At 64.1% G+C, this 26,245-nt stretch carries 24 protein-coding genes and 2 pseudogenes; 12 read left to right on the top strand and 14 right to left on the bottom strand.

The features are described from left to right. Nucleotides 1-305 precede the first annotated feature (305 nt). The 8 genes from H9L12_RS03940 to H9L12_RS13895 all read left to right on the top strand — a co-directional run bounded on the left by H9L12_RS03940 (nucleotide 306) and on the right by H9L12_RS13895 (nucleotide 7,085). Nucleotides 306-1,109, top strand: coding sequence for a glycosyltransferase (locus H9L12_RS03940; protein ID WP_187542704.1), 804 nt, complete (start codon nucleotides 306-308; stop codon nucleotides 1,107-1,109). Continuing rightward, a complete protein-coding gene (locus H9L12_RS03935) occupies nucleotides 1,106-2,248 on the top strand; it encodes a glycosyltransferase (protein ID WP_187542703.1) in 1,143 nt (380 codons plus the stop codon). The genes H9L12_RS03940 and H9L12_RS03935 overlap by 4 nt, the downstream gene beginning before the upstream one ends. Continuing rightward, entirely contained in the window at nucleotides 2,248-3,300 is a 1,053-nt protein-coding gene (locus H9L12_RS03930; RefSeq protein ID WP_187542702.1) for a glycosyltransferase family 4 protein, read from the top strand. The genes H9L12_RS03935 and H9L12_RS03930 overlap by 1 nt, the downstream gene beginning before the upstream one ends. 101 nt (nucleotides 3,301-3,401) lie before the next feature. Continuing rightward, a complete protein-coding gene (locus H9L12_RS03925; protein WP_187542701.1) occupies nucleotides 3,402-4,949 on the top strand; it encodes an ATP-binding cassette domain-containing protein in 1,548 nt (515 codons plus the stop codon). After that, a complete protein-coding gene (locus H9L12_RS14380) occupies nucleotides 4,856-5,119 on the top strand; it encodes a hypothetical protein (protein WP_425506813.1) in 264 nt (87 codons plus the stop codon). The genes H9L12_RS03925 and H9L12_RS14380 overlap by 94 nt, the downstream gene beginning before the upstream one ends. A 6-nt stretch (nucleotides 5,120-5,125) precedes the next feature. Continuing rightward, nucleotides 5,126-5,827 (top strand): asparagine synthetase B family protein, encoded by a 702-nt coding sequence (locus tag H9L12_RS13405; RefSeq protein ID WP_246450582.1) that lies wholly within the window; start codon nucleotides 5,126-5,128, stop codon nucleotides 5,825-5,827. Nucleotides 5,828-5,829: 2 nt separating this feature from the next. Next, nucleotides 5,830-6,657, top strand: a complete 828-nt coding sequence (locus tag H9L12_RS13900; protein ID WP_281399805.1) for an asparagine synthetase B family protein — start codon at nucleotides 5,830-5,832, stop codon at nucleotides 6,655-6,657. Next, nucleotides 6,549-7,085, top strand: coding sequence for an asparagine synthase-related protein (locus tag H9L12_RS13895; protein ID WP_343060480.1), 537 nt, complete (start codon nucleotides 6,549-6,551; stop codon nucleotides 7,083-7,085). Before H9L12_RS13900 ends, H9L12_RS13895 begins: the two co-directional genes overlap by 109 nt. Here H9L12_RS13895 and H9L12_RS03910 read toward each other — a convergent pair. Then, complete coding sequence (locus H9L12_RS03910) at nucleotides 7,082-8,137, bottom strand: EpsG family protein (protein ID WP_187542699.1); 1,056 nt, start codon at nucleotides 8,135-8,137, stop codon at nucleotides 7,082-7,084. The genes H9L12_RS13895 and H9L12_RS03910 overlap by 4 nt on opposite strands. Before the next feature lie 108 nt (nucleotides 8,138-8,245). On the opposite strand from H9L12_RS03910, the gene H9L12_RS03905 reads away from it, so the two are divergent. Together H9L12_RS03905 and H9L12_RS03900 are read left to right on the top strand one after the other, a co-directional pair. After that, nucleotides 8,246-8,551 carry a PqqD family protein gene (locus H9L12_RS03905; RefSeq protein ID WP_187542698.1) on the top strand — a complete coding sequence of 102 codons (306 nt, stop codon included), beginning with the start codon at nucleotides 8,246-8,248 and terminating at the stop codon, nucleotides 8,549-8,551. 139 nt (nucleotides 8,552-8,690) lie between these two features. Further along, entirely contained in the window at nucleotides 8,691-10,604 is a 1,914-nt protein-coding gene (locus tag H9L12_RS03900; RefSeq protein WP_187542697.1) for an asparagine synthetase B family protein, read from the top strand. On the opposite strand, the gene H9L12_RS03895 is transcribed toward H9L12_RS03900, so the two are convergent. Both H9L12_RS03895 and H9L12_RS03890 read right to left on the bottom strand, forming a co-directional pair. After that, the gene (locus tag H9L12_RS03895) at nucleotides 10,601-11,515 is read right to left on the bottom strand and encodes a hypothetical protein (protein WP_187542696.1); all 915 of its coding nucleotides are present in this window, start codon (nucleotides 11,513-11,515) and stop codon (nucleotides 10,601-10,603) included. The two genes, H9L12_RS03900 and H9L12_RS03895, sit on opposite strands and share 4 nt — an antisense overlap. Further along, nucleotides 11,512-11,934 carry a lasso peptide biosynthesis B2 protein gene (locus H9L12_RS03890; RefSeq protein ID WP_187542695.1) on the bottom strand — a complete coding sequence of 141 codons (423 nt, stop codon included), beginning with the start codon at nucleotides 11,932-11,934 and terminating at the stop codon, nucleotides 11,512-11,514. The genes H9L12_RS03895 and H9L12_RS03890 overlap by 4 nt, the downstream gene beginning before the upstream one ends. A 96-nt stretch (nucleotides 11,935-12,030) precedes the next feature. Between H9L12_RS03890 and H9L12_RS03885 the strand changes: the two genes are divergently transcribed. Then, a complete protein-coding gene (locus tag H9L12_RS03885) occupies nucleotides 12,031-13,110 on the top strand; it encodes a nucleotidyltransferase family protein (protein ID WP_187542694.1) in 1,080 nt (359 codons plus the stop codon). Here the strand turns inward: H9L12_RS03885 and H9L12_RS03880 are convergent. The 6 genes from H9L12_RS03880 to H9L12_RS03855 form a co-directional block, all read right to left on the bottom strand. Continuing rightward, nucleotides 13,092-14,459: an O-antigen ligase family protein gene (locus H9L12_RS03880; RefSeq protein ID WP_187542693.1), complete on the bottom strand. Its 1,368-nt coding sequence runs from the start codon at nucleotides 14,457-14,459 to the stop codon at nucleotides 13,092-13,094. The genes H9L12_RS03885 and H9L12_RS03880 overlap by 19 nt on opposite strands. Beyond that, a complete protein-coding gene (locus H9L12_RS03875) occupies nucleotides 14,456-15,475 on the bottom strand; it encodes a tetratricopeptide repeat protein (protein ID WP_187542692.1) in 1,020 nt (339 codons plus the stop codon). Before H9L12_RS03875 ends, H9L12_RS03880 begins: the two co-directional genes overlap by 4 nt. Before the next feature lie 170 nt (nucleotides 15,476-15,645). Then, on the bottom strand, nucleotides 15,646-17,844 hold the full coding sequence (locus tag H9L12_RS03870) for a GumC family protein (protein ID WP_187542691.1): 2,199 nt from the start codon (nucleotides 17,842-17,844) through the stop codon (nucleotides 15,646-15,648). Between the two features lie 34 nt (nucleotides 17,845-17,878). Beyond that, the gene (locus H9L12_RS03865) at nucleotides 17,879-18,592 is read right to left on the bottom strand and encodes a polysaccharide biosynthesis/export family protein (protein WP_187542690.1); all 714 of its coding nucleotides are present in this window, start codon (nucleotides 18,590-18,592) and stop codon (nucleotides 17,879-17,881) included. 82 nt (nucleotides 18,593-18,674) lie between these two features. Then, a complete protein-coding gene (locus tag H9L12_RS03860) occupies nucleotides 18,675-19,436 on the bottom strand; it encodes a metallophosphoesterase (protein WP_187542689.1) in 762 nt (253 codons plus the stop codon). A 35-nt stretch (nucleotides 19,437-19,471) separates the two neighbouring features. Further along, nucleotides 19,472-20,620 carry a glycosyltransferase family 4 protein gene (locus tag H9L12_RS03855; RefSeq protein WP_246450579.1) on the bottom strand — a complete coding sequence of 383 codons (1,149 nt, stop codon included), beginning with the start codon at nucleotides 20,618-20,620 and terminating at the stop codon, nucleotides 19,472-19,474. 761 nt (nucleotides 20,621-21,381) lie between these two features. Between H9L12_RS03855 and H9L12_RS14375 the strand changes: the two genes are divergently transcribed. Next, nucleotides 21,382-22,092 (top strand): trypsin-like serine peptidase, encoded by a 711-nt coding sequence (locus tag H9L12_RS14375; protein ID WP_425506800.1) that lies wholly within the window; start codon nucleotides 21,382-21,384, stop codon nucleotides 22,090-22,092. 4 nt (nucleotides 22,093-22,096) lie between these two features. Here the strand turns inward: H9L12_RS14375 and H9L12_RS14370 are convergent, their stop codons facing one another. From H9L12_RS14370 to uvrC, 5 genes and pseudogenes are all read right to left on the bottom strand, one after another. Beyond that, nucleotides 22,097-22,414: a JAB domain-containing protein gene (locus tag H9L12_RS14370; protein ID WP_425506812.1), complete on the bottom strand. Its 318-nt coding sequence runs from the start codon at nucleotides 22,412-22,414 to the stop codon at nucleotides 22,097-22,099. Nucleotides 22,415-22,519: 105 nt separating this feature from the next. Next, complete coding sequence (locus tag H9L12_RS03840; protein ID WP_187542686.1) at nucleotides 22,520-22,939, bottom strand: hypothetical protein; 420 nt, start codon at nucleotides 22,937-22,939, stop codon at nucleotides 22,520-22,522. A gap of 113 nt (nucleotides 22,940-23,052) precedes the next feature. After that, nucleotides 23,053-23,409, bottom strand: coding sequence for a Co2+/Mg2+ efflux protein ApaG (gene apaG / locus H9L12_RS03835; protein ID WP_246450577.1), 357 nt, complete (start codon nucleotides 23,407-23,409; stop codon nucleotides 23,053-23,055). A 65-nt stretch (nucleotides 23,410-23,474) separates the two neighbouring features. Further along, nucleotides 23,475-24,210 (bottom strand): annotated as a pseudogene (recO, locus tag H9L12_RS03830) (DNA repair protein RecO). Beyond that, nucleotides 24,210-26,148: pseudogene (gene uvrC, locus H9L12_RS13890) on the bottom strand (excinuclease ABC subunit UvrC). The pseudogenes recO and uvrC overlap by 1 nt, the downstream one beginning before the upstream one ends. Nucleotides 26,149-26,245 lie beyond the last annotated feature (97 nt).

Raw genomic sequence — 26,245 nt, 5'->3', positions numbered from 1 at the left:
GGACGCCGCTCTAGGAAGGGCACGATGCGTCGCCTTCTGTTCGTCACGCCGCCGGTTGGCGACCCGCCCCTGGGCGGCCGCGCGCAGCTTTCCGACCTGCACCGGCGCGCACTTGCGTCCATTTTCGCGGAAGATTTCGAGCTGTTCGAGCTCCCCGCGAGGACCCCGCCGACGCTGACCCGTCTTCCGGCGATGCTCGGCGGGCGGATTGACGGCGCGACCACGACTGCAGAAGGCGCGCTGTTGGGCGCGTTGCCGAAGGTGACATCGGCACGGTCTATTTCAACGGATCCAATCTCGGCATCTTGGCGCGAGCCGTCAAACGCGCCGCTCCGCACGTTCGTGTCTCTACCTTCTTCCACAATGTGGAGGCTCGGTTTTTTGCCGACGCCTTCAGACAATCTCGCTCCCCGCGCGCGCTGGCCACGCTTCTCGCCGTGCGGTCGGCGGAAGCGGCTGCGGCGCGATTCAGCGACCAGCGATTGGTGCTCAGCAACCGCGAGTCAAAGGCCCTCCACGAAACGTACGGCATCGGTGGCACGGACATCGTGCCGATTTCGGTCGACGATCGCCTCGGTTCAGTGCCGCCATCCGATCAAGTCGTGAGCGCGGATGCGCCTCTCCTGTTCGTCGGCGGTGATTTCTACGCGAACAAGGCGGGCATCCGCTGGTTCGCCCGCCACGTCGCACCCGCCATCGATCGGAAGACGGTCGTCGTCGGGCACGGCATGGATGAGCTGCGCCCCGAGCTCGAGGCGGTCAGGAATGTGCAGGTTATCGGTCCGGCCGCCGCCCTTGCCCCTTATTATGTCGAGGCGCGTGCGGTGGTCGCCCCGATTTTCGGCGGCTCCGGCATGAAGACCAAGGTCGCCGAGGCGCTGATGTTCGGCAAGAAAGTCATCGGCAGCGGCGAAGCCTTTTCCGGTTACGACAACGCCGTTCCGGAAGCCGGCACGATTTGCGAAACGGCCGACGAATTTATCGCAGCCATTCGCGCCCTTCCGCCAACCGCCCCGGCGTTCGATTCCGCGCTTCGCAAGCAATTCGAGCGACATCATTCCCTTCGCCGGCTGACCGATCGGCTGGCCCATGCGATGGGGAGGCAATGACCGGGATGGCCGACGAGCAGCATATCGCCGGTCACGCGCGCCAGAAAATCCTGGTCGTCACCCCGCGATACATGATCTCTGGCGTTGCGCTTGCCCAAACGCGGTTCGCCCGTGCGCTGGCGGAGGCGGGACATGATGTGACGCTGATGATCGGCCGCATCGATCCGCATCTCCAGCCGCCGGCCATTCCCGGTATCGACATCCGCATCCTCGGCAAGCACCGCACCGCCGGCATGTTCATGCCGTTGTGCACGTACCTGCGGCGCGAACGACCCGATGTCGTTTTCAGCGCCGAGGATCATCTGAACGCCCTTGTCCTCGCGGCGGCGGCCATCACCGGCTCGAAAGCCAAAATCAGCGGTTCATGCCGGGTCACTCCGTTCGACACCTATCGCGGGCCGCCGCTTTCGAAGCGCTGGATTCTGAAACAGGTCATGCGCACGCTGTCGTGGCGGGCCGACGCGCTGACGTGCGTGTCGAAGGACATGGTGGGGCAATACCGGCGGGTCTTCCGCAATCCGCCACACACCCATGTCTACAACATCGTCGACGACCGGGAATCGCGGGAACGGATGGCCGAAGCCGTCGACGAGCCCTGGTTGATTGAAAAAGCCGTGCCGATGGTGCTCGCTGCTGGCAGCCTGCAACCCTGGAAGGACTTCGGCACGCTGGTCGAGGCGATGGCGCTGGTCGCGAAGGACGGGCGCGACGCCCGATTGATCATCCTTGGTGAAGGCCCCCTTTACGCCGACCTGCAGGCTCAGATCGAACAGTTCGGCCTCACCGACCGGATCAAGCTCGCCGGATTCACCTATAATCCGCTCAAATATTTCGTGAAGGCAGATGTGTTCGCCCTGTCATCCACGGTCGAGGGAATGCCCAATGTCCTCGTCGAAGCGATGATGTGCGGCGCGACCCCGGTTTCCACCGATTGCGAAACCGGCCCTCGCGAGCTCCTTCAGGATGGCAGATACGGCATTCTCGTGCCGGTTGGGGATGCGCGGGCAATGGCAGACGCGATCGTCCAGGCGATCGACCATCCCATCCCGGCGGCAACCTTGGCCGAGGCCGTCCGACCTTTCACCGCCGACAGGGTGATCGCGCGTCACTTCGAAATGCTCGGGGTCGACCGATCCTGATGGTCAGGCTGCTTCACCTCATTCCCCACGACGGGATGGGCGGCGTCGAAATCGCCGCGCGGTCGATGGCGGCCAAGCCGCCACGAGGGTGCGACTTTCGGCTCGTGTTTCTTGCGGGCGGGCCCATCGGCGGGTCTGCGTCCAACATTCTCTCATCGCCGTTTCGATCGGCCAGCAATCCGCTGGCCCACGCCCGCGTCCTTCGGCAAGTCCTTCGCCACCCGCCCGACGTCGCGATATTCTCGCTGTGGCGCACGGTCCCGGTGATGCTTGCCCTGAAGCGGCTGCGTCCGGCGATTCGCCTCGTCTACACCCTCAATAACGAACGGACGTTTCATCGGGTCGAAGCCACCGCCGCCGCCGCCGCCGTGGCCGCCGCCGACGAGGTCTGGGCCGACAGCGAAGCGACGCTCGGGGCGAGGCTTTCGCCTTCCTTTCGCGGCACCAGCAGGACGATCAGTTTCGTCAGCGATCGATTGCCGCCCGTCCCGGCGATCCCGCCGGTCCCCCGCTTTGTCCTGTGGTCGCGGCTCAGCCGGCAGAAGCGGGTAGACCGGGCAATCGACCTGATTGCCCAACTGGTCGAACGTGGAATCGATGCCGAGTTCGACATTTACGGGCCTGACGATGGCGAGAGGGAGTCGCTCGTCGCCAAAGCCTCTCCGCTCGGCCATCGGATTCGCTTCCATGGCCCTGTCGCCCGATCCGACCTTCCCAGTATCGCCCGTGGCGCCAGTTTCTTCCTGCTGCCAAGCGACATGGAAGGCATGGCGATGTCGTGCGTCGAAGCGATGCAGTTGGGACTGGTCCCGGTCGTTACGCCGGCCGGCGAAATGGGCCGCTATGTCATGCCGGGCGTGTCGGGTGTCCTCATCGATCCGAATGACCCGGCGGCCGCCACCGATCGCGTGATGGCCCTGCTTGCCGACCCGAAAGCCTACGCCGCGATTCGGTCCGCCGCCATTGCACGCTGGGCGGATGCGCCACTCTACGCCGACGACGTCAGCGCGGCCGCCGTCGCCTTGGCGGCGCGCAGACGTCCGTCTAGTTAATTGCAGTGACGAATTCTCCCGCTTCCGCCTACACAGGGCCGCGCTCGGCGGCTTCCGGACTGCGCCGCCTATTAGTCGGGGCAAGCGGACGAACGAGATCGTTGCTCGCACTCACCCTCATCCTGAGCTTGTTGGGCGCCGCTGCTGAACTGGTCACCATCGGCGCTGTCCTGCCGGTTCTGGCGATTGCCGCCGCTCCAGAATCGATCGGCCGGCTGCCTTATGTCGGCGAGATGCTCGGCGACGTGTCGCGGGCGCTCAATGTCAGTCCGATTGCCGCCGCCGCGCTGGCGCTGGCGGTCGCCGCGGCCTGCGCGACGGCCATTCGCCTGCTTTTGTCCTGGGTGACCCAGCAATTTGCCTTCGGCCTCCAGAACGAACTCGTGATGCGGATTTTTGGCCGGGTTCTTCGTCAACCATACGGCTGGTACCTCAAGCAAAACAGTAGCGCGCTGATCGCGGCCTTCAGCCAGGTTCACATGGTGACAGTGGGGATCATCCTGCCGATGCTTACCGCGATCACCTCGGCCGTGATGGCAATCGTCGTCATTGCCTTCCTCATTGCAGTCGACCCGGCGAGTGCCCTGGTGGCGGCTGGCTTCATCGGCCTGATCTACATCGGCATCAGCCTCGTCATCCGCGGGACAGTCAATCGCGTGTCGGTCGGGATCGGCGAGATCTGGGACGGTCGGATCCGCACGATGCAGGAAACGCTTGGCGGGATGCGCGACATCCTGCTCGACCAGTCACAGCCCATCTTCGAAGAACGAATGCGCCGGCTGGAAGACCAGCAGCAGCGCCTCATGGTCACAGCCAACGTGCTGCAGGCGGCGCCGCGGCTGGTGGTCGAAGGCGGGGTCATCATCATGGTGGCATTATTCGCCGTCTGGTACGGCACGCGGGAGGGCGGAGTGATCGCCGCCATTCCCGTTCTCGGTGCGCTGGCGCTGGGCGCGCAGCGATTGCTGCCGATGATCCAGGCGGTGTACCAGGGGTGGTCCGGCACGTCGCTTCACAACGAAAGCCTGCACCGGGTCGTCAGCCTGCTCGACACGCCGATCGATCCGACCGTCCGGCTGCAACCCGGAGCGGTTGTCGAGCCTTTCGAACGGTCGATTGCGCTGGAAGGCGTGACGTTCGGATATGGCCGCGGGCAGAACGCCCTGAGCGACATCGACCTCGTCATCCGCAAGGGCGAGCGGATCGGACTGATCGGCAAGACGGGCAGCGGCAAGAGCACGACAGTCGACCTCATCATGGGCCTGCTTCAGCCCGAACGCGGTCGATTGGCGATCGACGGTGAGACGATCGGCTGGGAAAACCTCGCCCGCTGGCAGGCTCAGATCGCCCATGTTCCACAGGCGATATTCCTCACCGACAACAGCATTGCGTCGAACATCGCATTCGGACTTGCGGACGAGGACGTCGATCAAGATCGCGTCCGGGATGCGGCCCGGAAGGCTGGACTAGGCGATTTCGTGAACACACTTCCCGACGGACTGGAAACGCTTGTGGGGAGCGGGGCATTCGCCTTTCCGGCGGACAGCGGCAACGCATCGGCATCGCCCGCGCGCTTTACAAGCGCGCCAGCCTGCTGGTGCTCGACGAGGCAACCAGCGCCCTTGATGACGAGACCGAGGCGGCAGTGATGGACGCGGTCGCGGGCCTGTCGAGTGACCTGACGATCATCCTTATTGCGCATCGCCTTTCGACCGTCGCCAATTGCGACCGCATTTACCGGCTGGTTGATGGGCGCATCGCCGACCAGGGCAGCTACGAACAGGTCGTAGGTCCGGAACGGTGGCGGGGAGCCGACTGACCGGTCATGTGCGGCATCGCAGGCATCATCGGGCCGTCGAGCCGCGACACCGCATTATTACGGCGAATGGGTATCAGCATTGCCCATCGCGGTCCGGGCGATCACGGCATCTGGGCGGACAGCGAAAATCCGGTGGCTTTCGTCCACCGCCGACTGGCGATTGTCGACCTGTCGGCCGCAGGACACCAGCCGATGGTGAGCGCCGACGGGCGTTTCACGCTCTGCTACAACGGCGAGATCTACAATCATGGGGCTGTCCGAGCCGAGCTCGACCGGTCAGGCGGGATCGAATGGCGTGGCCACAGCGATACCGAAACACTGGTCGAGGCGATTGCGCGGTGGGGGATCGAAGGGACGCTCGACAAGCTGATCGGGATGTTCGCCTTTGCCCTGTGGGACGCGCGCGAGCGCACGGTCAGGCTCGTCCGCGACCGCTTTGGCGAGAAGCCCCTCTATTACGGCTGGGTCGGGACGGATTTTGTCTTCGCATCGGAATTGAAGGCCGTTCGCGTCCACGCAGGTTTCGACAATTCGCTGAATCGTCCGGCGATCCACGCGCTTTGCGCCCGCGGCTACATTCCGGCGCCCATGTCGATCCACGAGGGCATTTTCAAACTGCCCCCGGGCACGTCCTTACAGCCACCCGCCGCGCCAACGAGCACCCTTGCCACGCCGCTCCGACCGAAACCGCGCCAGGTCCAGGCGTGACGGTGAAGCGTTACTGGTCCTATCGCGACCAGATCGTCGAAGGACTTCGCGATCCGATCGAGGACGAGGCGGAGGCGCTGGAAGGTCTCGACGCCGTGCTCCGGCAATCGATCGGCGGCCAATCGGTGGCGGACGTGTCGGTCGGTTCTTTCCTGTCCGGCGGCATCGACTCCTCGACCGTGACCGCGCTCTACCAGGCAATCGCGCCGGGCCGGGTGCGAAGCTTCACGCTTGGTTTCGCCGAAGCCGGTTTCGACGAGGCCGACTTCGCGCGGCGGGTGGCCGCCCATCTGGGCACCGAACACACCGAGCATTATGTCGATGCGGATGAAGCGCTTGCGGTCATACCCGACCTGCCGACCATCTATGACGAACCCTTTGCCGACTCCTCGCAAATCCCGACGTTCCTCGTCAGCAAGCTCGCCCGGCAACACGTCAAGGTCGCCCTCTCGGGAGATGGCGGCGACGAATTGTTCGGGGGCTACAACCGCTACCTGACTGTCGCCAGGCTTTGGCGATACGCGCGCCGCCTGCCCGCTCCTGTTCGGACGGCAGTGGGAAGCGTCGCCGCAACCATCCCGTCGACGGCTTGGCAGGGCCTCATCGACCTTGCCTCGCGAAGCGAACGCGCGCCGCACCTCGGCAGTCGCGTACAAGGCATGTTCGCATCATTGGCAGGTGCCCGTGACCTGGACGGCCTGATGGCGGGCTTCCTCGATCAATGGTCGGGAATCGGCAATCCCGCTGCAAATTGCGACAGCTCGTTCGGGCAGATCCCCTGCCCCCGCACGTCAGTGTCGAACAGCAGCTCATGGCGACCGACGCGCTGAGTTATTTGCCGGACGACATCTTGTGCAAGGTCGACCGAGCGGCGATGGCCGTCAGCCTGGAAACGCGCGTACCCTTCCTCGACCACCGCGTGTCGGCCTTCGCTGCCCGCCTGCCCCTCGCCATGAAAATCCGCGGCGGCGAAGGCAAGTCGCTTCTCCGCAAACTGGTCGCCCGGCATTTGCCGTCAGAACTGTTCGACCGGCCGAAAGCGGGTTTTGCGATTCCGGTCGGTCAATGGCTGCGCGGACCGCTCAAGCCCTGGGCCGAGGATTTGATCAGCCCGGACTCACTTCGGCGCTCAGGGCATTTCGATGAAAAGCGAGTGGCCCGGGCCTGGGCCTTGCACCAGTCAGGGCGCCGCGACCTCACACCCGCATTATGGTCTGTATTGATGTTCCAGGGGTGGCTCGGCGAGCAGGCGCGCTAGAACAACGGATAGAATTGGTACGGCACCCAATAATGGGCGTAAGCCGCGTAGTTGAGCCACACGAACTGCACCGAGGCCAGATAGATCACGACGCCGGCCCGAATGAGTTGCGCGTCCCGATCACCCTTCGCGAAGGCGAGTGGCAATCGGCACAGCATCACCATCTGCAAGGGCAGCAGGTAGAGGGCAAGCCGATCAACGGCCGTCGACGCAGAGGTCAATGCGAGTACGAACGCCGTCAGGATCGACGTGATCGCGAGGTTGGTCCACAGCTTGCGCGCGTCGCGGTCGAAACCGAAGCGGTCCCTGAAAACGAGAAACAAGAGCGCTGGCGGAAGGCTCATTCCGACGCGGATGGCGGCACCCTGCGAGGCGTATGGATTGGTGACGTAATTGCGGACGAGCCGGTCCACTTCCGACGCGACGAACACGCTGTACAGGGACGCTGCAAGCGCGAGCAGCATGACACCGATCAGGATGCGGTTGCGGGTGATCGACAACAGGCCGATCGGCAACACGACAATCGCCGAGCGGTGGAAGGTTACCGCGATCACGACGAGCAGCGCGAACTGGCCGATCCGCTTTTGCTGGAATGACGCGAGCGCGGCCATCAGCAGGCCTAGCGCGACGGCCTGGCGCGTGTAGCCCATGGCGACGACAATGATGATGTATGGAACCGCAACCAGGACGCACAGCCACGGTTCCGGCTGCAACCGAACCAGCCGCCACATCCCCCAGACAAAGATTAGTCCGCAGAGAAGGTTGACGGCCCAGATTTCCAGGCCTGCGGAGGCCACCAGCCAATTGATTACCGAGTAACCGGGGTCACTCAGGGCGACGACGTCCCCTAGTGGCCGGAATTCCACCTTGGTGAGAAAGTCCACGTAGGAGCGCCAGTCGCCGCCGACGCGGTACCGCAACCCGATCAGCAGCGCGACCGCGAGCAGCGCCAGCTTCAAACCGAGCCCGGGCCGGCGAAACTGCAGCTCCATCGGGGCCTGGCGGATCGCGCCTACCGCGAACAGCGCAAACAGGGTCCAGTAAGGAATCAACGCAGTCCCCGCTTTCGGCTGGCCGGCGCCGATATGTCATCGAGGCTATCGACTGTCCACCGACGCGGCCATTGGCGCACTGATCGAAACTATGGCAGGACGTGCCCGATGGAAGGGACAATATACCAACGTCGGGGCGACATACTGGAAGCCGACATCGGCGATGAACTGGTCGCATTGAATGTCGATGACGGCATGTGTTTCGGGTTCAACAGCGTCGCGACCGATGTCTGGAAAATGCTGGAACAGCCGCAGTCCGCCTCGCAGCTCCGCGCCAGGCTAGCCGAGCAATATGAGGTCGATCCGGAACGATGTGCCGCCGAATTGAAATCCTTGCTTGACCAGTTCGTCGACATGGGGCTGGTTGCGTTAACCAGGCAGGCAGCGCCCGCCGGCAATCGAGTGGAGTCCTGACGATGGGCAAGAAGCAGTGGGTGAAACCCGAAGTAAAGCGGATTGCCGCCGGCTCGGCGGAAAGTGGCAAGGGCGGCGGGACCGACAACGCCAAGACTCCGCGTTCCTGACTTCCCTCGCCGGCGGCGCGAGGGCCTGAATGACATCGATCGCGGGTATCGTTTTTCAAGGCCCGACGACGCCAACCGATCATTCGATTGCCGCCATGCTGGGTGCGATGCCCGGTCATCGAGGCGGCCCACGCGCTACCGCGCGGATCGGATCGGCCCTGTTCGGCCGCACGCTTTCCATCAAACTTCCCGAGGATGATCACGATCGCCAACCGGTGATCATCGGCGACCTAATGCTGGTCGGAGATGTCCGCCTCGACAATCGATCCGAATTGGCTGCGGAACTGGAAGCGGGACAGTCCCGGCTCGCGGACTCCGATCTCCTGCTATTGTGTTGGGCCAAGTGGTCCGAAGGCTGCCTCCAGCGGATTCGCGGCGATTTCGCGTTCGCAGTCCACGATCGATCGACCGGAACGAGCTGGTTGGCGCGGGACCCGGCGTCGCGGCGCGCCATGCACTTTGCGCTTGTTGGGGACACGCTGGTGTTTGCGACCATGCCGGGTGCAATTCTGGCCAGCGGCCTGGTCGAGCCGAAATTCGACCTCGAACGGCTTGCGACACAGGCGATGGGCTTCGCGGCGGTCACCCGGCGGACGCCGTTCCGGGAAATATCGACGCTTCTCGGCGGGGAGATCGCCTGTATTCGCGACGGGCAATTGGAGGTCGATCGATATTGGATGCCGGAAACCTCGTTACTGACATTGACCGATGCGGAGGCCGACGACCGTTATCGCTCCCTCATGCGCAGGGCGGTAACCGCAATGTCACGGCGCCACGGCGGTCGTCTGGGCGTCCACCTCAGCTCGGGTTTCGATAGCAGCAGCGTCGCGGCTTTCGCAAGCAAGGGCCGGCCCGAGGACCGGCCAGTCGCCTACACCTCAGCACCACGAGCGGATTATGACGGGGACAGCGTAAGGCATCGCCTGTCCGACGAGTCCGGACTTGCAGCGCTGACCGCAAATCATCTCGGGATCCCCCACCGCATTGTGCGGGCAAGCGGCGGCGCGCTTGCAATGCTGCGGCGGGACGCCCGCATCGTTCAGGAGCCGGACCGCAACGCCATCAACCAACCCTGGTGGCAACAGATTCATGCGCAGGCGAAAGCCGACGACGTCACAACGATGCTGACCGGGTCGCTCGGCAACCTGTCGATCCATTATGGCGGGCTGCAATCTCTTGCCGAGTGGCGGCAGGTACGCGGCTGGCTTTCGTGGCTTCGTCAGGCGCTGGCTGCACGGAGGATTGCGACCGTTCGCTGGCGGGGGATCCTGTTCAGCAGTTTCAAGTCTGTCCTTCCCGCGCCCGTCGTGTCGTTATTCGAACGGCTCTTCCGCCAAGCCGACGCGACCGAATCCATCAGCTTCGCGTTGCCGAAATGGCAGGCGGTGCGGGCCGACGCCGAACAGCGGGAACATCGCTTTTTCTTTGCAGGATCGACCCATGAGCAGCGCCTTCGCCTTATCCAGATGTCGGACTTCAGCCTGAACCATCACGGTGGCCTGGCAGTGTTCGGCATCGACGAACGCGATCCCACTGCCGACCGGGAACTCGTCGAATTCAGCCTGCGTCTTCCGCCCGAGCAGTTGATCAAGGACGGGGTGGGTCGGCCCATGATGCGGCGCGTACTGGCCGACATGCTGCCTCGCGAGGTGATGAATAACCCCTATCGCGGCCAGCAGACGGCGGACTGGCACGAGCATCTCGACCCGGCCGAGGCTCTGGCCATGGTCGATGAGTTCGAGGCCAGTCCCACGCTTCGGGAGTTGGTCGATTTCCAGAAGCTGCGCCGGGCGATTGCCGACTGGCCAAGCGGGGACTGGGGAAGCAACCGCGTGACGACACTATACCGGCGAATGATCCCCCTCACGCTTTCGCTCGCCGCCTATGTCGTCGAATTCGAAGCGATGATGGCAAGCGGCGACTACCGTCACCCCTGCCCTTAAGCGGTAATAGACCGCGCGTGGGCGAGGATGGCCTCCGCGCTGTCGTCGAACCGATCAAGACTCCAGGGACGGTGGGCCGCGAAGACAGGGACCGCTTCGACCAGTCTTGTGGAGGAAATCCAATAGCGCGAAGTCGGGTCGGTCTTTGCGAGGAATGCCCCGCGATAGATGTTTGCGACCAGCCGTTCGAATGCGGCTGACCCGCGCAGGCGCTCGACCTCGATCATCTCCCCTGCACGGAGTTCGTAGATCGCCGCGACCGGGTAACTCCGATCGGTCGAAGCGCCCTCCAAAGGGACGTCGTACTTCGTACGTTGCTCGTCACCGGCGAAGGAGCGCTGATAGTCGCTCGCGGTCCGGCCGGTTGCCTCCAGCGCGTCATCCCACAACCGCAAGCGCGCCAGGCCGGCGTGGACGACCGGGCGCCCGCATGCGTCGAACGAGATTGCGGCGACATCGTCTGCCAGCACTTCCATCCCACACTGGTGAAACCACGACGCGAGAGTCGATTTTCCCTCGCCCGAGCCGCCCATGAACAACACCGCACGGCCGTCGATAACCACGGCGTTGGCGTGGATCGGAAGGACACCGCGTTGCTGCATCAGGAAACCAAGCGCAGAGCCAAGAAGGTACATCCTGACATCGCGCGCGTCCGCTCCCTCCACCACCTCCATCGAAACCGATTGCCCACCCGCGATCGCGTAGCGGGCAACGCCTTCGACCGCGAAAACGACGGCCCCCTGCTCGATGGTCGGCGGTTGTTCAGACACCGCGCCGCGGGCCGCCATGCTGGTCACCATGACGTCGGGTTTGCCCAATTCGTCCGCGGTGACCAGTTCGGGTAGCCGGCGGTCACTTCGAATGCGGAGCCCGAAAAGCCGATAGTCATAGCGCGCATCCTGCCCGTTCACGGGAACACCGCCATGCACCGATGATCGGCGGCTTCGTCCTCGCCGATGACGATGCGCTCGCCGACCGTGACCCAGACGTGCGCCGCCAAGTCGCCTTGGGCCAGGCCGGCGCCATAATGGAGCCGCGCATCGATACCGCGCCGCCGCAGCATCGCCTGCGCCGCCAGACCGCGCTGGAAGCAGACGATCCGCCAGGGAAGATTGCGGCTTGCAAGGTCGATCGCCCAACGGACGTCTCCGGTAGGATCGCGATTCATCCTCTCGCCCAGCGAAGAGGCAGACGAACGAATCGACACGCGGAAAGGTGCAAAGCGGACCAGCGCCGAAGCGCGCAACAGCTCCATTGCCGCTTCCAACGCGAGGGTGCGGCGTTTGCCTTCCCACGATGCGGCGATGCGGAGGCGGTTGGCGAACGACACGAACCCGGCGACCTTTCGTTAGGGCTTGGGGACGCCCCGATTGTGCCGCTACGCTGTGGCACCTCGCGTCTTATAGGGATTCTCTCGCTGGCCGCCATGTTCAACCCCGCGATGGCGATGCTGCTTTCCGCCTGCCGCGCGGTGATCGGCGCGCAGCCACTCGACCATCGGCCGTTGGGACATGACGAGTGGAACGATCTTCTAATCATCGCTCGTCGGCACAGGGTCGAAGCACTGCTTGCCGCAGGCCTCGCCCCACTGGGAGTGATCGCTCCCCCGGACATCGGAGCAACCCTGGAACGGGCGGTCCGCGACAATGCCGTGGCGGTCCTCCGGGCTGTGGATGCCAGCCGCGCCATCGACAATGCCCTGCGCGCTGCCGGCATCGACCACCTGTTTGTCAAAGGCCTGGCCCTTGGCCAGTTGGCCTATGAGCAGATCGCCCTGAAATCCGCCATCGACATCGACCTCTTGGTCGCTTCCTCATCCATCGACGGTGCCGCGACGGTTCTAGAATCGCTTGATTACCGGCTGGCCGAACCCTCCGCTCCCGGCCTATCCGAGTTGCTGGCCTGGCATGCGCTTCGGAAGGAATCGGTATGGGTGGCCGATGACGGTCGTCCTCCCGTCGATCTTCACGGCCGCCTCGCCGACCAGCCGCTGCTCATCCCGACCATCGGCCTGCGATCGCCGCGTCAGTCCGTCGAGATCGCGCCTGGCGTTCACCTCGACACCATCGCCAGTCCTGACCTGATCGCCTATCTTGCCGTCCACGGCGCATCCAGCGCCTGGTTTCGGTTGAAATGGCTGGCAGACATTACGGCGCTCCTGCTTCGGGCCGGGCCGGACAGGATCGAGCCCTTCTATCGATCGGCCCTGCAGCTTGGGGCCGGCCGGAGTATCGGCCTTGCACTGTTGCTCGGCCAGCGCCTGCTCGGGCTTCCATTGCCGCGGCCCCTGTCCGTCGAGCTGGAGGGTGACCGCACCCTTCGCTGGCTCGCCGCGATTGCGCTCCGTCAGATCGCGGTCGATGAGCCGACCGAGCGAATGCTGGGTACGCTTCCGATCCACCTGAGCCAGTTCTTCCTTCGGCGAGGCTTTCGCTTCAAACAGGCCGAAGCCGCCCGTCAGTGGCGATCGATGGCCGCCAACCGTCGCTACCGAGCGCCCAGCTGATCGATCGTCAGGTGCCGCGTCGGCCATAGGTCCCCCTCCTGCTCGGCGAGCAGCGGCTTGGACCGGCGCGCAAGAAGCATCACGCACATCGCGAAGACCGCGGCGATGGCGGCGGTCCGGAGCGGGAAATCGACCAGTGAGTGGAGCAGGATCGCCGCAGACGAAATCGAGGCTGCCTGAGCGTACGGATCATTGCCTTGAACTGCCCACGCGCGTCGTGCCTGGCGAGACCACCACGGCAGGAAGGCGGCGAGAAGGAGCGCGCCCGGAAGCCCGAGTTCGATCAGCAGTTCGAGGTAATCATTGTGGGCATGATTGACGTAGGTGAGGTCGACCGACCCGGGCGCCTCGGCGTGAGCATACAAGCGTGGATAGGTGCCCAAGCCCGAACCGGTCACGCCATATTCCTTCACCAGCGTGAGACTGCTCGTCCAGATTTCTTCGCGGGTGGCGAAAGACGACTCCTTCGACGCTCCGGCGGAATGGCGGACGAAGCCGGCAACCAGCATCGCAGCGAAAAGTGCGATGGACAGAAGCAGCAACGGTTTCCGCCATGTCGCTCGGCCGGATGCAGCGATGGCAATCGACGCCAGCACGATCGGCGCGCTGAGCAGAAGGACGGCAAGCGAGCGATTGAGCGCCAGCGCACCGAGCAGGGCCAGGCCAGCCAAGATCCCGAACGCGATCAACGCAGACCGCCACCGTCGGCTACGCCGCTTGTGCAATTGCTCGGTCACCAAGGCGACGGCGAACGGGATCGCGACCAATAGCAACGTGCCCATGTGGTTGCTGTTGGCAAAGAAACCGGTCGGCTGGCCGTAGGCACTGTAACGGTAAAGGTAGAATTGCTGCCACCCGCTTTGGATCTGGAGCGCCCCGAGGATGGCGCCAAGCAAGGTCGCCAGGAGCAGGGCAACCACCAGCAGCGATGGCCGCACCCACGACTTTCGCCGCATCGCCACCAACACTGCGAGCGGGACGAGCACCGGCAATAGCGCAGGCCATGCGTCGTAAGGTGCCAGTGACAGCGGCAACCAAGGCAATTCCTGGCCCAGCAGCGCATAGCCCTGCGCGACGAACCCTCGACCTGGCAGCGCACCCCAGATTGCCGGCGGGAGTGGCAGTTGCTGGAGAACAAGCAGCAGGAGAAATGCGGACCCCAGCCAGAGCAGCGGTCGCGCTTCCGTCTTCGCCGCGCCGGCTCCGCCCGACCACGTCGCCGCAATGATCAACAGGATCGCGCCGAACTCGAGCAGAAGGAGTTGGCCGACGCCCTGCGCGCTTCCTCCCAGAAGGAGGCAGGCAAACAGGAAAAGCGGGACGACCGCTTCTCGGACGCGCCCGCTCATGACGGCACCTTTTCCAGCTTCAGCGGTCCGAGTTTCCCGCGAAAGCCCGCGCCCGTTTCGTCCGGGATGCCGCGCAGGGAAAGGGCCTGGACTGGGCAATCTCTCGGCACGACGAACGTGGCGCTGGCGGCGCTGCCTGTGTCGACCGCGAGCGGGAGGTTCAGGATGGGAGTCGGCACGTTATTGCAGAAGATGTCCCAGCGTGACGCCCCACCCTGCTTCTCGATGGTAACCGGGATGGTCAGGCGGTAGCGGCCAGGGGGCAGGAGAAGTGTCTGGCTGGCGAACACATTCTCGCTGCGGCCGTAGAAGATGAAATCAATCCCGCCCTCCGGCCGGGCGTCAACCATCCCAGCCTCGTTCGACGCCAGCGTCCAGTTGAAGGGCGGCGGGGCGTCGAGCGGCGCGAACCCGGGATTGAAAAGGAAGGTGCCGGCATCGCGGCCGGTGAACTGCCGCCACGCCAATCGAGCCCGCGCATAATCGCCTGCTGCGAGCAGGCGGGTCACCAGCGACCCCTGCCACGGCGGCGGCGGGCTGGAGCGTGGCATGGCGCGCGCAATGGCGAGCATTGCGTCGGTGTTGGCGAGATCGGGAAGCAGGCGGTCCATGACGCCCGCTTCATAGGAGGGCCGCATCCGGAGGAAGCGCGCAACCGGCCGGGCGGCGCCCGGCTGTCGCGCGAAATCGCCCAGCAGTCCAATGACCGCCTCTCCGGCTTCCGGGACGACCCGGGAAAAGGCCGCGAGTTCGTCGATGCCCTGGTCGGCACGTCCTGACGACAGGTAACGCTGCGCCAGGAAGAAGCGGGCAGCGCCGTTTCGAGGGTCGCGAAGTCTGGCCGCCTCGAAGGCATCTTCGGCCGCGGCGAAATTGCCGGCCGCCTGCTGCGTCGCGCCGCGAACAAGGTAAGGTTCTGGCGCCAGGGGAGACGAGCGTGCGACGTGGTCGAGAAGAGTCAAGGCCGCTTCTGGCGGCGCCTTGCCCTGGGCCGCCGCTGCGCCGATCATCGCCATTGCCCGGTTCGACTGGACAGCCGGATGCGAAGGCCAGATCGCCTCGGCGCTGATCGGTGAGTGCCTGGTCGGCCATTCCACTGCCGCGACACGGATTGCGCCGAATGCAGCGACAACGCCAAAGGCGACGGCCAGCAGCCGCCGAACGACGGGTTTGGGGCGATTGGCGCTCAGGCGTCGGCCTGTTCGGAAATCATGATGATCTCCTTCCGCTTATCCTCGACCTGGCCGTAGCGATAGGACGCATAGCCGTAGCGGCTGGCCCCTTCCGCAGACTTGGTCAGCGTCACGCCGACGAGATGGACGCCCGATGAAAGAAGCCGCTCGACCGCTTCGCGTGCTTGGTTGGTGCGGGTGCGGCCGGATTCGACGACCAGCATGGCATGGCCGGCGAATGCGGCGAGGAAGGTCGCGTCCGCGATGCCAAGCGCCGGCGGACTGTCGATGACGACCCGGTCGAAATGCTCCTTCGCTTCTTCAAGGATTTCCGCGAAACGGCCGGTCGACAGCAGGTCCGCCGGGTTGGGCGCGATCGGTCCGCACGGCAGCAGCCACAGGTTGCTGTGCTGAGTGCGAACGACATGGGCGGAAATGGACTCGTTGCTGGTCAGCAGGTCGGTGACGCCGTGGCTGGTCGATACGCCCTTGAAGGCCGGGCGCCGCAGGTCGGCATCGATCAGCAGCACCGTTTCGCCGCGGCGCGCGTAGCTTTGGGCAAGCGCCAGGGCGGACGACGACTTGCCCTCGTTGGGATTGGCGCTGGTGACGAGGAGCGCCTTGGGCGCCCCAGTCTCGGCGCTGAAGCGCAGCGCGGCGAGCACGGCAGAATAGGCTTCGGAAACCGCCGACGCCGGATCCTCCAGCTGGGCGAGCAGGTCTTCCTTGCCGCGTTCCTTGGGGATGACGCCAAGGCACGCCTGGCCAAGCTTGTTGCGCACGTCCTCGCGCGTCTTGATCGTGTCGTTCAGCACATCGAGCATGAACGCAAGCGCGATGCCGGCAACCAGGCCGCCGACGGTTCCCAGCAAGAGATTGAGCATCACGTTGGGCTTGTACGGCGCGCCCGGCACCTCGGCGCGATCGACGATCATCACCGGCGAGGTCCCGACGCTGCCACCCACGCCGATCGCCTTGTAGCGCTGCAAGAGCGCGTCATAGAGGCCGCGATTGGTGTCCACCTCGCGCTGCAGGATGTTGTAGCGGATGCTCCGGCCCCGCAGGTTGAGCACCGATCCCTTCAGGCCGGCGACCTGGGCACGAAGGTTGTTTTCCGCCGATTGCGCCGCCCGGTACGCGCCGAGCAGCGTGGTCGCCTGTGCGCTGGCGGTGGTCGACCGCTCCTTGGCGATCTGCCGGTCAAGCTCGTCGATTCGCGAGCGGAGGCTGAGCATGTCGGGATGCTCCGGCTTCATCAGCGTTCGCTTGTCCTGATATTCCGCCTCGAGCGTTGCCTTGGACTGGCGAAGCGCCTGCGTGCTGGCATTGGCTTCCGAAGACCCTCCGGCAAGCTGGGCCTGGCGGTAAGCTCCTTCGGCCATCACCCGGCGTGCCGTCGCTTCGGCAAGCGCCTGGTTGAGCGCGACCAACGATTCCCCCTGGAGTGAATTGGCATCGGTCGGCTGAGTCCCGGGGGCGCCGGAGGACGTGTTGATGATGCCTTCGGCCTGCGCGTAGGTGACGAGGTCACGCTCCGACTTCTCCAACTGCGCGCGGGTCTTGGCGATCTGCTGCTGAAGGAACGTACGGGCGTAGGCCGACGCCTCGAAGCGGCGTTCGAGACCATTTTTGATGAAGCCGTCAGCCACGCCGTTGGCGATTTTCGCCGCCATCTCCGGCGAGTCCGACACGTAGCTGAAGCGGATCAACTGGCCTTCTTCGGGGGCGACGACCTTGAGGCCGCCGGCAACACGTGACGTCGCGCGTTCCAGCCGGGCCGATGCATCGCCGTCGGCACCGACGAAATTGCGGTCGGCGGCCAGGTTAAGGTCCTCCGCAACGCGCTGCGCCAGCGTCCTGCTCGACAACAGGCCGACCTGCGTCGCCATCAGGTCCCAGGACGTCTGCGTGCTGACTTCGCGGCTCTTTTCATCGAGGATTTCCACCGTCGGTGGATTCACTTCCAGCGTCACCCACGCCCGGTACATCTTGGTCGTCAGCAGGCTTGCAAGCAGACCAAGCGCGATGCCCGCCGCAAGCACGCCGAGGACCAGCCACTTCCATTCGTTGATGACGCGAAAGATCGCGGCAAAATCCAGGCCGTGCTGCGGCGTAGAGCCGGCGGGACGCTGCTCGCTCCCCGGCGTGAAATGCGCCAGCGGGTAGGAATAGGGCCGATAACCGTCCCCTTGACGCGCAAGTTCATTATTCATGCGCCATCGGCTCCGCAGGCTGAACGCCGGATCATCAGAAGGGCCGGAAAACCGACAGAATCGACAGGTTGTTCATGATCCGCTTCTGCAGTTCCTTGATCCGCGACCCGTCGATGACGACGATGTCGCCGGCATAAATGGCCGGGTCGGGCGATTTCCCCTGCCGGATATCGGCGAGATCGAACGCCGCCGCCTGACGCCGTCCGTCGATCGTGCGGAAAATAGCGACGCGGTGGATGTTCGCGTCCTCGCTGGCCCCGCCGGCAAGTGCCAGCGCCTGCATCAGGGTCATCGGGCCGTTGACCGGGAACGAACCGGCGGACTTCACCGCGCCGTCGATCGTTACGCTCCGGCGCGTCGATGCCTTCATGCCAACGCTGACGTCGGGACGTTCGAGGTATTTGTCGCCAAGCTGCTTGGTCAGCACATCGTCGAGCTGCGCGGTGGTCATGTCGATGGCCTTGACCTCGCCGATCAACGGCATGGAGATATTGCCGGCCAGGTCGACCTCATAGTCGCCGGTGAGGTCCGCCATCTTGAAGACTTTCACCGTCACCGTATCGAGCGGCGCGATCTTGTAGCCCTGTTCCAGCGCCACCACGGTCGGCGCGTCCGGCGGGCGAAAGTTTCCGACATCGTAGGCGATCGGTCCGCCGCGCTTGTCGGCACACCCTGACATCGCAGCGCCGAGCGCGATGATGGGGAGGACGGCCTTGAAGGCGTGGATCCGAACTGATGAGTTACGCACCGAAACGCTCCTCAAACTGGGGCAGTTTGTGGCTGATTAGCAAGGTCGTTCCGTTGTGGCCATGACTTAGGCGATTTTGGCGTCATGACGCCGAACGGCATTGCAGGAACCAGCGTTCCTGCCCTTCGAGGCCGATCGCGGTGAGGACACCCGAAGAATAAGCGCCGGTATCGATCCCGATCCGGTTGACGCATTCGTCGATATCTTCGGCGATCGTGTGCCCGTGGACGACGAAGAAGCCATGATCGCGCCGGTCGGTCAGGAAAGGGTGCCTGATCCAGCGAAGGTCGGATTGGCGCTGGCCGGACAGCGGCACGCCCGGGCGGATCCCGGCATGGACGAACAGATAGTCGCCAAGGCGAAAAGTATCGCCCATCGATCGAAGGAATTCGAGATGTTCGGAGGGGATCACGCCGAGGATATGCTGGACCGCCTGTTGGGGAGCCATGCGGACGATCCGATCGACGTCGACACCATAGCTTTGCAGGCATTCCGTGCCGCCGAAGCGCAGCCAGTCGACCAGGATTTCCGCTTGTCCGGCAAGGACGCGGAGCATCACTTCCTCGTGGTTGCCGGCAAGGAAGACCGTGGCGAGACCCTCGGTGGCATAGCGGCGGAGCCGTTCGACCACCTGCGCCGACTGCGGACCGCGGTCGATAAGGTCGCCGAGGAAGACGACGATGGGGTGCGCCGGGCCTCGTTCGCCATGATCCTGTTCGATCTGGCTTAGCAGGTCGGCGAGGAGGTCATCGCGGCCGTGGACATCGCCGACCGCATAGACGCGATAGCCTTCCGGAACGAATGGAGCGGACTGCGAACTTCGCGAGAATAGGCGGCCGAGCATTTCGAAAACTTCCTGTCCCTGGGGCCGGAATGGCATCAATCGCGCAAGGCGTGAAGATAGGCATCGATGACATGATGTTGGTCAAACGTCTGCTCCGCCCATTTTCGCGCTGAGCGGCCCATCTCCGCCCGATCGTCCGGACACATGGTGAGGAATTCATCCATCGCCCGGGCCAGATCCTCCGCCGATCTGGCAGCGCATAACAGTCCGGTCTCGCCAGCGATCACCGCATCGCGGCAGCCCGGGACGTCGGATGCGATCACCGGCTTGCCCATCGCCGCTGCCTCGATCAGGCTGCGCGGCATCCCTTCCCGATAAGACGGCAGGACCACGCAATCCGCCTGCGCGATCGCATCACGGACGTCGTCGGTTTGCCCGAGATAATCGATAAGCCCCTCGGCGACCCACGATTCGACAACCGCCTTCGGGACGGCGCTGCGGTTGTCGGCACCCAGGAAGCCGAGCAACTCGAACTTCGCGTTCGGATGCCGTTCGCGCAGCGACCGCGCGGCGTCGACAAATTCGCCCACTCCCTTGTCCCACAGCAATCGCGCGATCAGCAGGAAGCGAACGTCGCCATCGTCCTTTCGGGACGGTCGCGGCGCGAAATGGTCGAGGTCTATTCCAGAACCCGGCAGCAGTGCCGTTTGCCCGTCACGGATCAGACCCCGCTCGACGAACAACGCGCGGTCATCGCCGTTCTGGAAGACAACGGTCCGCGACCGCCGAAGCGCCGCTCGGTAGAGCCGGGAGACAAGGTTCTGGAGCGTACCTGCCTGGAGGAAGGCGGTCCCCAATCCGCTGATGTTGTTGATGACGCGGGTGCCACAAAGGCCAGCGGCCAGGGAGCCATAAATGTTCGGCTTTACCGTGTAGCCGAGCATGGCGAACGGCTTCAGTCGCCGGAAATGGCGCAGGTAAGACAGGAACAGGCGAAGGTCCGCCAGCGGTGACATGCCCGAGCTCTGCAGCGGGATCGGCTCGAACGACGCCCCGAGGCCCTCGATCGTCGCCCGCGTCGCCGGCTCGTCCGGCGCAAGCACGGTCACGCGGAAACCATTGGCGATCAACGCGGCGACCAGGGCGGACCGGAAGTTGACGATGTTCCAGGCGCTATTGGCCGTCATCACGACCAGCCGCCCGCCGCCCTTCCCCGCCGAAGCCCTTGAGCGCACTACCGCCACCGCCAACTACCTCTCACGCACCCGCGGGTGTTACCTTTTTGACGCTGTTGGCTAACTTTCATCGTATCGCAACCATATGCTGCGAAACCGCCGAACCAGTTTCGAGTTATTCTAATCCGAAGCGGGGACTTACGCTCGACGTCAATCTGCTATAGATGATGAGGCCGAGTGCGTAGGAGTAGTGGGAATGAAACTGCCGAGCCCGACCAAGCGCGTTGCTTTCGCCCTGATATCGGCATCGCTTTGCGCGTCGCCGACGCTCGCAGAGGAATTCGCGTCCGCTCCAGTCGGAGCGCCCAGCGCCGTCGCGCATGTCTCAGACTACGTTGCCTTGAGTTATCTGGCTTCCGATGCTTCGCGAACTGCCTTGTGTGCAACTTCCGCATCAGTTGTGAGCGCCAATGTTGCCGACGAGACTAACGTTAAAGAGGTGGCGACGCCGTCAGCACCGGCGAGTAACGCTGCGGCAACTCCTGCGCCTCAGACAGGAAATGGCTGCGTTTTGCCGATGGCTGACCCAGTAACTCAAGCTCAGGTTGTCGCTGCGCCGGTTGGCCCCGCTGCGTTTCTACTGGGGCCGTTGATTGCCGGCTTGAACGGAGCGGTGGCCGCTGCGGCTTTGGCCTCGTCGGATTCTTCATCCGAACCCGATCCAATCAGTCCTGCCTAATCTCTCGTAACTCAGTTCCGCGATCTGAGTTCGGTCCGATTCGAACGCTGTTTCAATAGTTTAGTCCGGTGTTGGCCCCCACAGCCGGGCGGTGGGTCCGCATGCGCTTTCAATATTACTCCTGGAGGCTGCCGCAACGGTAGGCACCAGCCAGGTCCGGCAAGTATACTCGCCGATTGGCGTCGTCAGCGGAGGCGTAGGCGTCGGCAGAGGCACCGGCTTCCTGGTGGGACCATGCCATGTCGTGACAGCTAAGCATGTAGGAGGGCCAAATCCGAAAATTGTTGGCTCGCTGATGAAGTTCCGAATTCCTTTGCGAGGTGGACGGACTCTACAAAGCAATGCCACGGTTGTCGCGGCTGGTGATCTCGACGTCGAAAATGATCTGCTATCTGGTGACCGCCGTGGCGACTGGATGCTCTTACAACTCAGCCGTTGCATTGGCCACACCGTAGGGTGGGCGGAGTTGAGTTCAGCCGAAATCGACGCGACGAGCTATTGGAAGCCTAACAGCGAACCACTGCAGAGCGCCGGCTTCAGAACTCATTGGGATTGGAAACTCGGGCCGAAGGTCGATGAATCATGCCGAGTGACAATGATTTCTAAGGATCAACTGTGGAATAACTGCGATGTTATGCCCGGAGACTCAGGCGGGCCGTTATACGCCGTGACTAAAGTGGCAGGACATACTCGCTATTTGGTTTTTGGGTTACAATCAGCATTGACAACGCCTAACGGAAATTATGGATCAGTAATTGCGGCACCAGTGCGCCAGATTAGGCAATATCTCCCGAGCATGTGACGCATCACCAGTATCCGCAAAGCCCAGTTTCATTTTCTGTGACTATGTAGTGTGCAAGAAGCGGAATTCCCAATTCTTGGCATACTCTCGCAAATTGCGCAGTGGTTATCATGTCGCTACGGCTCGCCGTGACGTCTCCACTCGGGTGATTGTGCGCGATGATCATTGCGTCAGCTCGAATTAGCAGCGCCCGTCGAAGCAAATGGCGAAAATCCCATTCCACTCTTGTCGGACAATCCTGCGTGATCGCCTCGACGCCAAGTAACTTATGACCCGTGGAAAGGTAGAAGACTAAGAGCCATTCGTTCCGCTCCTCTCTCAAGCCAGACAAGTATGACTCGAGGGCGTATTGATTTCGTAGGTGCCAACGGCCTCCACAGACCCGTTGGCGATCGATCAGAGAATTCTGAAGCAAATTGCTCGAAATCTACCGTCCGCGTTCACCCCGCACCTCGGGCTGCACCTGCTGCACGGGCGCTTCCGGAAGGGGGTTGGTTGCCGCGGCGAGCCAACGCGACGAGGTTGCACAGCTGCTGCTCAGCGTCGCCGGCTGACCGGCCTGGAACGGCGCCTGATACGGCCAGCACTCCTGCGAAGCAGATCCATAGAGGCACAACTTCCCGGCAGAAGCGGTCCACGTCGCCGGGACGCTGGTGCCGTTCGGCGTCACGATGCGCGCCGCGCCGCCCTGGTCGAAATAGACGGTGTTGGTGATGCCGTTCGTTTCGACCTGGACCGACTGTCCGACGATTTCCGATCCAGGAACCCAGACGCCCTGGGCGGAGGCGGCGCTGAGCGGGATGGCCATGGCGGCCGAAGCAACGACGAGGCCTGATAGATACTTCATCACCGACTCCTCTAACGGTCATGCGACAAGTCCAGCGCAACGGCTGGGGATTGGTCCATAGCGGATTTACGCGCGGCATGCTGCAACGTTCCGCCAGCGCCCGGTCGATTGTTTCAGGCTGTTGCCGAACCCGGCCCGACCAGGTCGAACGCGGGGATCTCCACTTCCAGCACCGCACCCGACTCGCTGACGAGATGGTAACTGCCGCTCATTTCCCCGCTGCTGGTTTCCAGCGGGCAACCCGAGACATAGTCGAAGCTCTCGCCCGGCCGGATCAGCGGAGTTTCACCGACCACGCCCTCGCCGCGCACCTCGAACAGGCGACCTTCGCCATCGATGATCCGCCACGACCTTTCGAGAAGCTGCACCGACTCGCGTCCGTCGTTCTCGATGCGAACGTGATACGACCAGAACCAGCGGCCAAGCGCCGGTGCCGATTGTTCGGGAAGGAAACTGACCGCGACGCGCACCGAGATGTCGCCGGTCTTGGCGACATGGGGAATAAGAGCGCCATGGCGTCGGTCATGACCATGACCTAGGCGACGCCGGCCGCGCGGCGCAAGCGGTCGATCAGCCTCGAGCGCGCCTCGGCCACCGGGCGGAACGGTCGGTAATGAGGTCGCGAAGCAGGAAGTGGCCCGTCAACGCCATCCCGTCGAGGATTTCCGTCCACTTCGCTGACCCGCCTTCACGAAGGAACGACGGCAGGCGCAGCAACTTGTCGGAATAAGGCGCAGCCTCGACAGCGCTGACCGCGCGGCCGGATCGAGGACTGACCGCGACCAGATCGTTCGTCGCACCCGACGCAGCACACTCGCTGAGATCAAGCCCGAACCCAAGCTCCGCAAGCAGGAGCAACTCGTAGCGCACCAGTGCCGCCCCCACCCGCATGCCGACGGCGCCGCCTCGACCGCGGCCAGCAGCCCGTCGAGCGCGGCGTGGATTCGCGGATAGGGCTGGCCTTCCGGCAAGGCGGTCGCGGTCAATGCAGTGGCCCAGTCTATCGCCGCCGCCGGCAACGGCTCCGACAGCAAGGGGGCGCGGCTGTGCACAAGTTCCACGGTCGCCTGAGCCAACTGCCCCTCGGTGCGCGCGCTCAGCTGCGCCTCGACGATGTTGCCGGGAATGAGCACCGGACGAAGCCGTCGTCCCCGCGCACCGCGGACGTATCCGGCCTGCAGACCTTGCCCGGCGGTCATCAGGCGGACGATCGCGCCATGCTCGCCGTGTGGACGGAGCGCGACGACGATGGCGGGCGTCGTGAACCGCATCAGCCGCGCGGATGAAAGTAGTCGTAAAGCTGGCGCGCCATCGCCTTGCTGATCCCCGGCGCCCGCTCGAGGTCATCCAGCGCCGCGCCCTTGACCGCCCGCGCCGTCCCGAAGTGCATCAGCAGCGCCCGCTTCCGGTTGGGACCGATTCCGGGAACCTCGTCCAGGGTCGAGGTCGTCAGATTCTTGGCGCGCTTGGCGCGGTGCGTGCCGATGGCGAAGCGGTGGGCCTCGTCCCGCAGCCGCTGGATGTAAAAGAGAAGCGGAGAGTTGACCGGCAGCGTCATCTCGCGACCGCCGGGAAGGTGGAACACCTCGCGCCCCTCCCGCCCATGGTGCGGGCCCTTGGCCACCCCAACCACCGGGATGTCGTGGACCCCGGCATTCTCCATCACCTCGCACACCGCCGACAACTGCCCCTTCCCGCCGTCGATCAGCAGCAGGTCGGGCCATTCGCCGAGGAGCGGTCGGGATCGTCTTTCTCCAGCCGCGCGAAGCGCCGCTCCAGCACCTCGCGCATCATCCCGAAATCGTCGTCGGTCCGCGCCGACTTGATATTGAATTTGCGATAGCTGTTCTTGCGGAAACCCTCCGGCCCGGCGACGATCATCGCGCCGGTCGCGCTGGTGCCCATGATGTGGCTATTGTCGTAGACTTCGATGCGCTTGGGCGGTTCGGGCAGCTCGAAGAACTCCGCCAACTCCGCCAGCAATTTCCCCTGGGTGGTCGACTCCGCCATCCGGCGCTCCAGCGCTTCCTCGGCGTTACGGCGGGCCTGTTCGATCAGCTTCTTGCGCGCACCGCGTTGCGGACGCTCGATCTCGACCTTGCGTTCGGCGCGTTCAGACAGGGCTTCGGAGACCAGCGTTGCTTCTGGAAGCTCGCGGTCGAGCAAAATGCGCTTTGGCGGCGGCACCTCCTCGTAGAACTGCATCAGGAAGTCGGTCATCACCTCCGCTTCGGGCACGTCGGCGGTGTGCGCGGGGAAGAAGCTGCGGTGTCCCAGTTCTGGCCGCCGCGGATGAAGAAGGCCTGGATGCAAATCTGCCCGGCCTTGCAGGCGAGCGCGAAGATGTCCCCGTCGCCAAGCCCCTCCGCATGAACCGTTTGCGATCCCTGGACATAGGTCAGCGCGCGAAGCCGGTCGCGATAAACGGCTGCCAGTTCGAAATCCCGCCGCTCCGCCGCTTCGGCCATCTGCTTGCCCAGCCGCGCCTGCACGCCGGTAGACTTGCCTGCCAGGAACAGCTTCGCGTCCTCGACCAGCTCGGCATAATTGGCCTCGCTGATCCGGTCGACGCACGGCGCCGAGCAGCGGCGGATCTGGTACAGCAGACAGGGCCGCTGGCGATTGGCGAAAAAGCTGTCCGAACAACTGCGTAGCAGGAAAAGCTTTTGCAGTGCGTTAAGTGTCGAGGTCACCGATCCCGCACTGGCGAACGGCCCGAAATACTGTCCCTTCGTCCGCCGCGCACCGCGATGCTTGCGCACCTGTGGAAAGGGATGATCCTCGCGGAGCAGGATGAACGGGAAGCTTTTGTCGTCGCGCAGCAGCACATTGTACGGCGGCCGGAAACGCTTGATCAGTTGTGCTTCCAGCAACAGCGCCTCGGCCTCCGTCCGGGTCGTGACGATCGTCATCGACCGCGTCTGCGCCACCATGCGGGACAATCGCTTCGGCAAGCGCGCGACCTGGGTGTAGCTGGTCACCCGGTTCTTTAGCGTCTTGGCCTTGCCGACGTAGAGCACCTCGCCCTTCACGTCCTGCATGCGATAGACGCCTGGCCGCGCGGGCAGCGTTTTCAGGACGTTACGGATCGCCTTGACGCCGGCGTCGAGATCGGGAGCATCGCTGCCGCGCACCGCGAAAGTCGCCTTCTCCTCGAGAAAGCGCTCCTTGGCGTTGGGTTGGTCGGGACGATCGGCCTTGCTCACCATGCTGATCTAGGGGCTTCCTTCCGGACATGCGAGAGGCCACGGCCCACCAGTCCGGGCGCCACTTGCCAAATTCCAGCCTCGTTTCGGCGCGCTGACG

It is taken from the genome of Sphingomonas rhizophila, from assembly GCF_014396585.1.
Lineage (GTDB): Bacteria > Pseudomonadota > Alphaproteobacteria > Sphingomonadales > Sphingomonadaceae > Sphingomicrobium > Sphingomicrobium rhizophilum.
Note: the sequence above shows the minus strand (reverse complement) of the source record. Positions and strands in the feature narration are given on the sequence as shown.

Coding starts and splice junctions, on each gene's coding strand:
- H9L12_RS03935 (WP_187542703.1), top strand. CDS start 1,106: ATGACCGGGATGGCCGACGAGCAGCATATCGCCGGTCACGCGCGCCAG.
- H9L12_RS03930 (WP_187542702.1), top strand. CDS start 2,248: ATGGTCAGGCTGCTTCACCTCATTCCCCACGACGGGATGGGCGGCGTC.
- H9L12_RS13405 (WP_246450582.1), top strand. CDS start 5,126: ATGTGCGGCATCGCAGGCATCATCGGGCCGTCGAGCCGCGACACCGCA.
- H9L12_RS13895 (WP_343060480.1), top strand. CDS start 6,549: ATGGTCGGGAATCGGCAATCCCGCTGCAAATTGCGACAGCTCGTTCGG.
- H9L12_RS03905 (WP_187542698.1), top strand. CDS start 8,246: ATGGAAGGGACAATATACCAACGTCGGGGCGACATACTGGAAGCCGAC.
- H9L12_RS03900 (WP_187542697.1), top strand. CDS start 8,691: ATGACATCGATCGCGGGTATCGTTTTTCAAGGCCCGACGACGCCAACC.
- H9L12_RS03885 (WP_187542694.1), top strand. CDS start 12,031: ATGTTCAACCCCGCGATGGCGATGCTGCTTTCCGCCTGCCGCGCGGTG.
- H9L12_RS03880 (WP_187542693.1), bottom strand. CDS start 14,459: ATGAGCGGGCGCGTCCGAGAAGCGGTCGTCCCGCTTTTCCTGTTTGCC.
- H9L12_RS03875 (WP_187542692.1), bottom strand. CDS start 15,475: ATGGCGATGATCGGCGCAGCGGCGGCCCAGGGCAAGGCGCCGCCAGAA.
- H9L12_RS03870 (WP_187542691.1), bottom strand. CDS start 17,844: ATGAATAATGAACTTGCGCGTCAAGGGGACGGTTATCGGCCCTATTCC.
- H9L12_RS03860 (WP_187542689.1), bottom strand. CDS start 19,436: ATGCTCGGCCGCCTATTCTCGCGAAGTTCGCAGTCCGCTCCATTCGTT.
- H9L12_RS03840 (WP_187542686.1), bottom strand. CDS start 22,939: ATGAAGTATCTATCAGGCCTCGTCGTTGCTTCGGCCGCCATGGCCATC.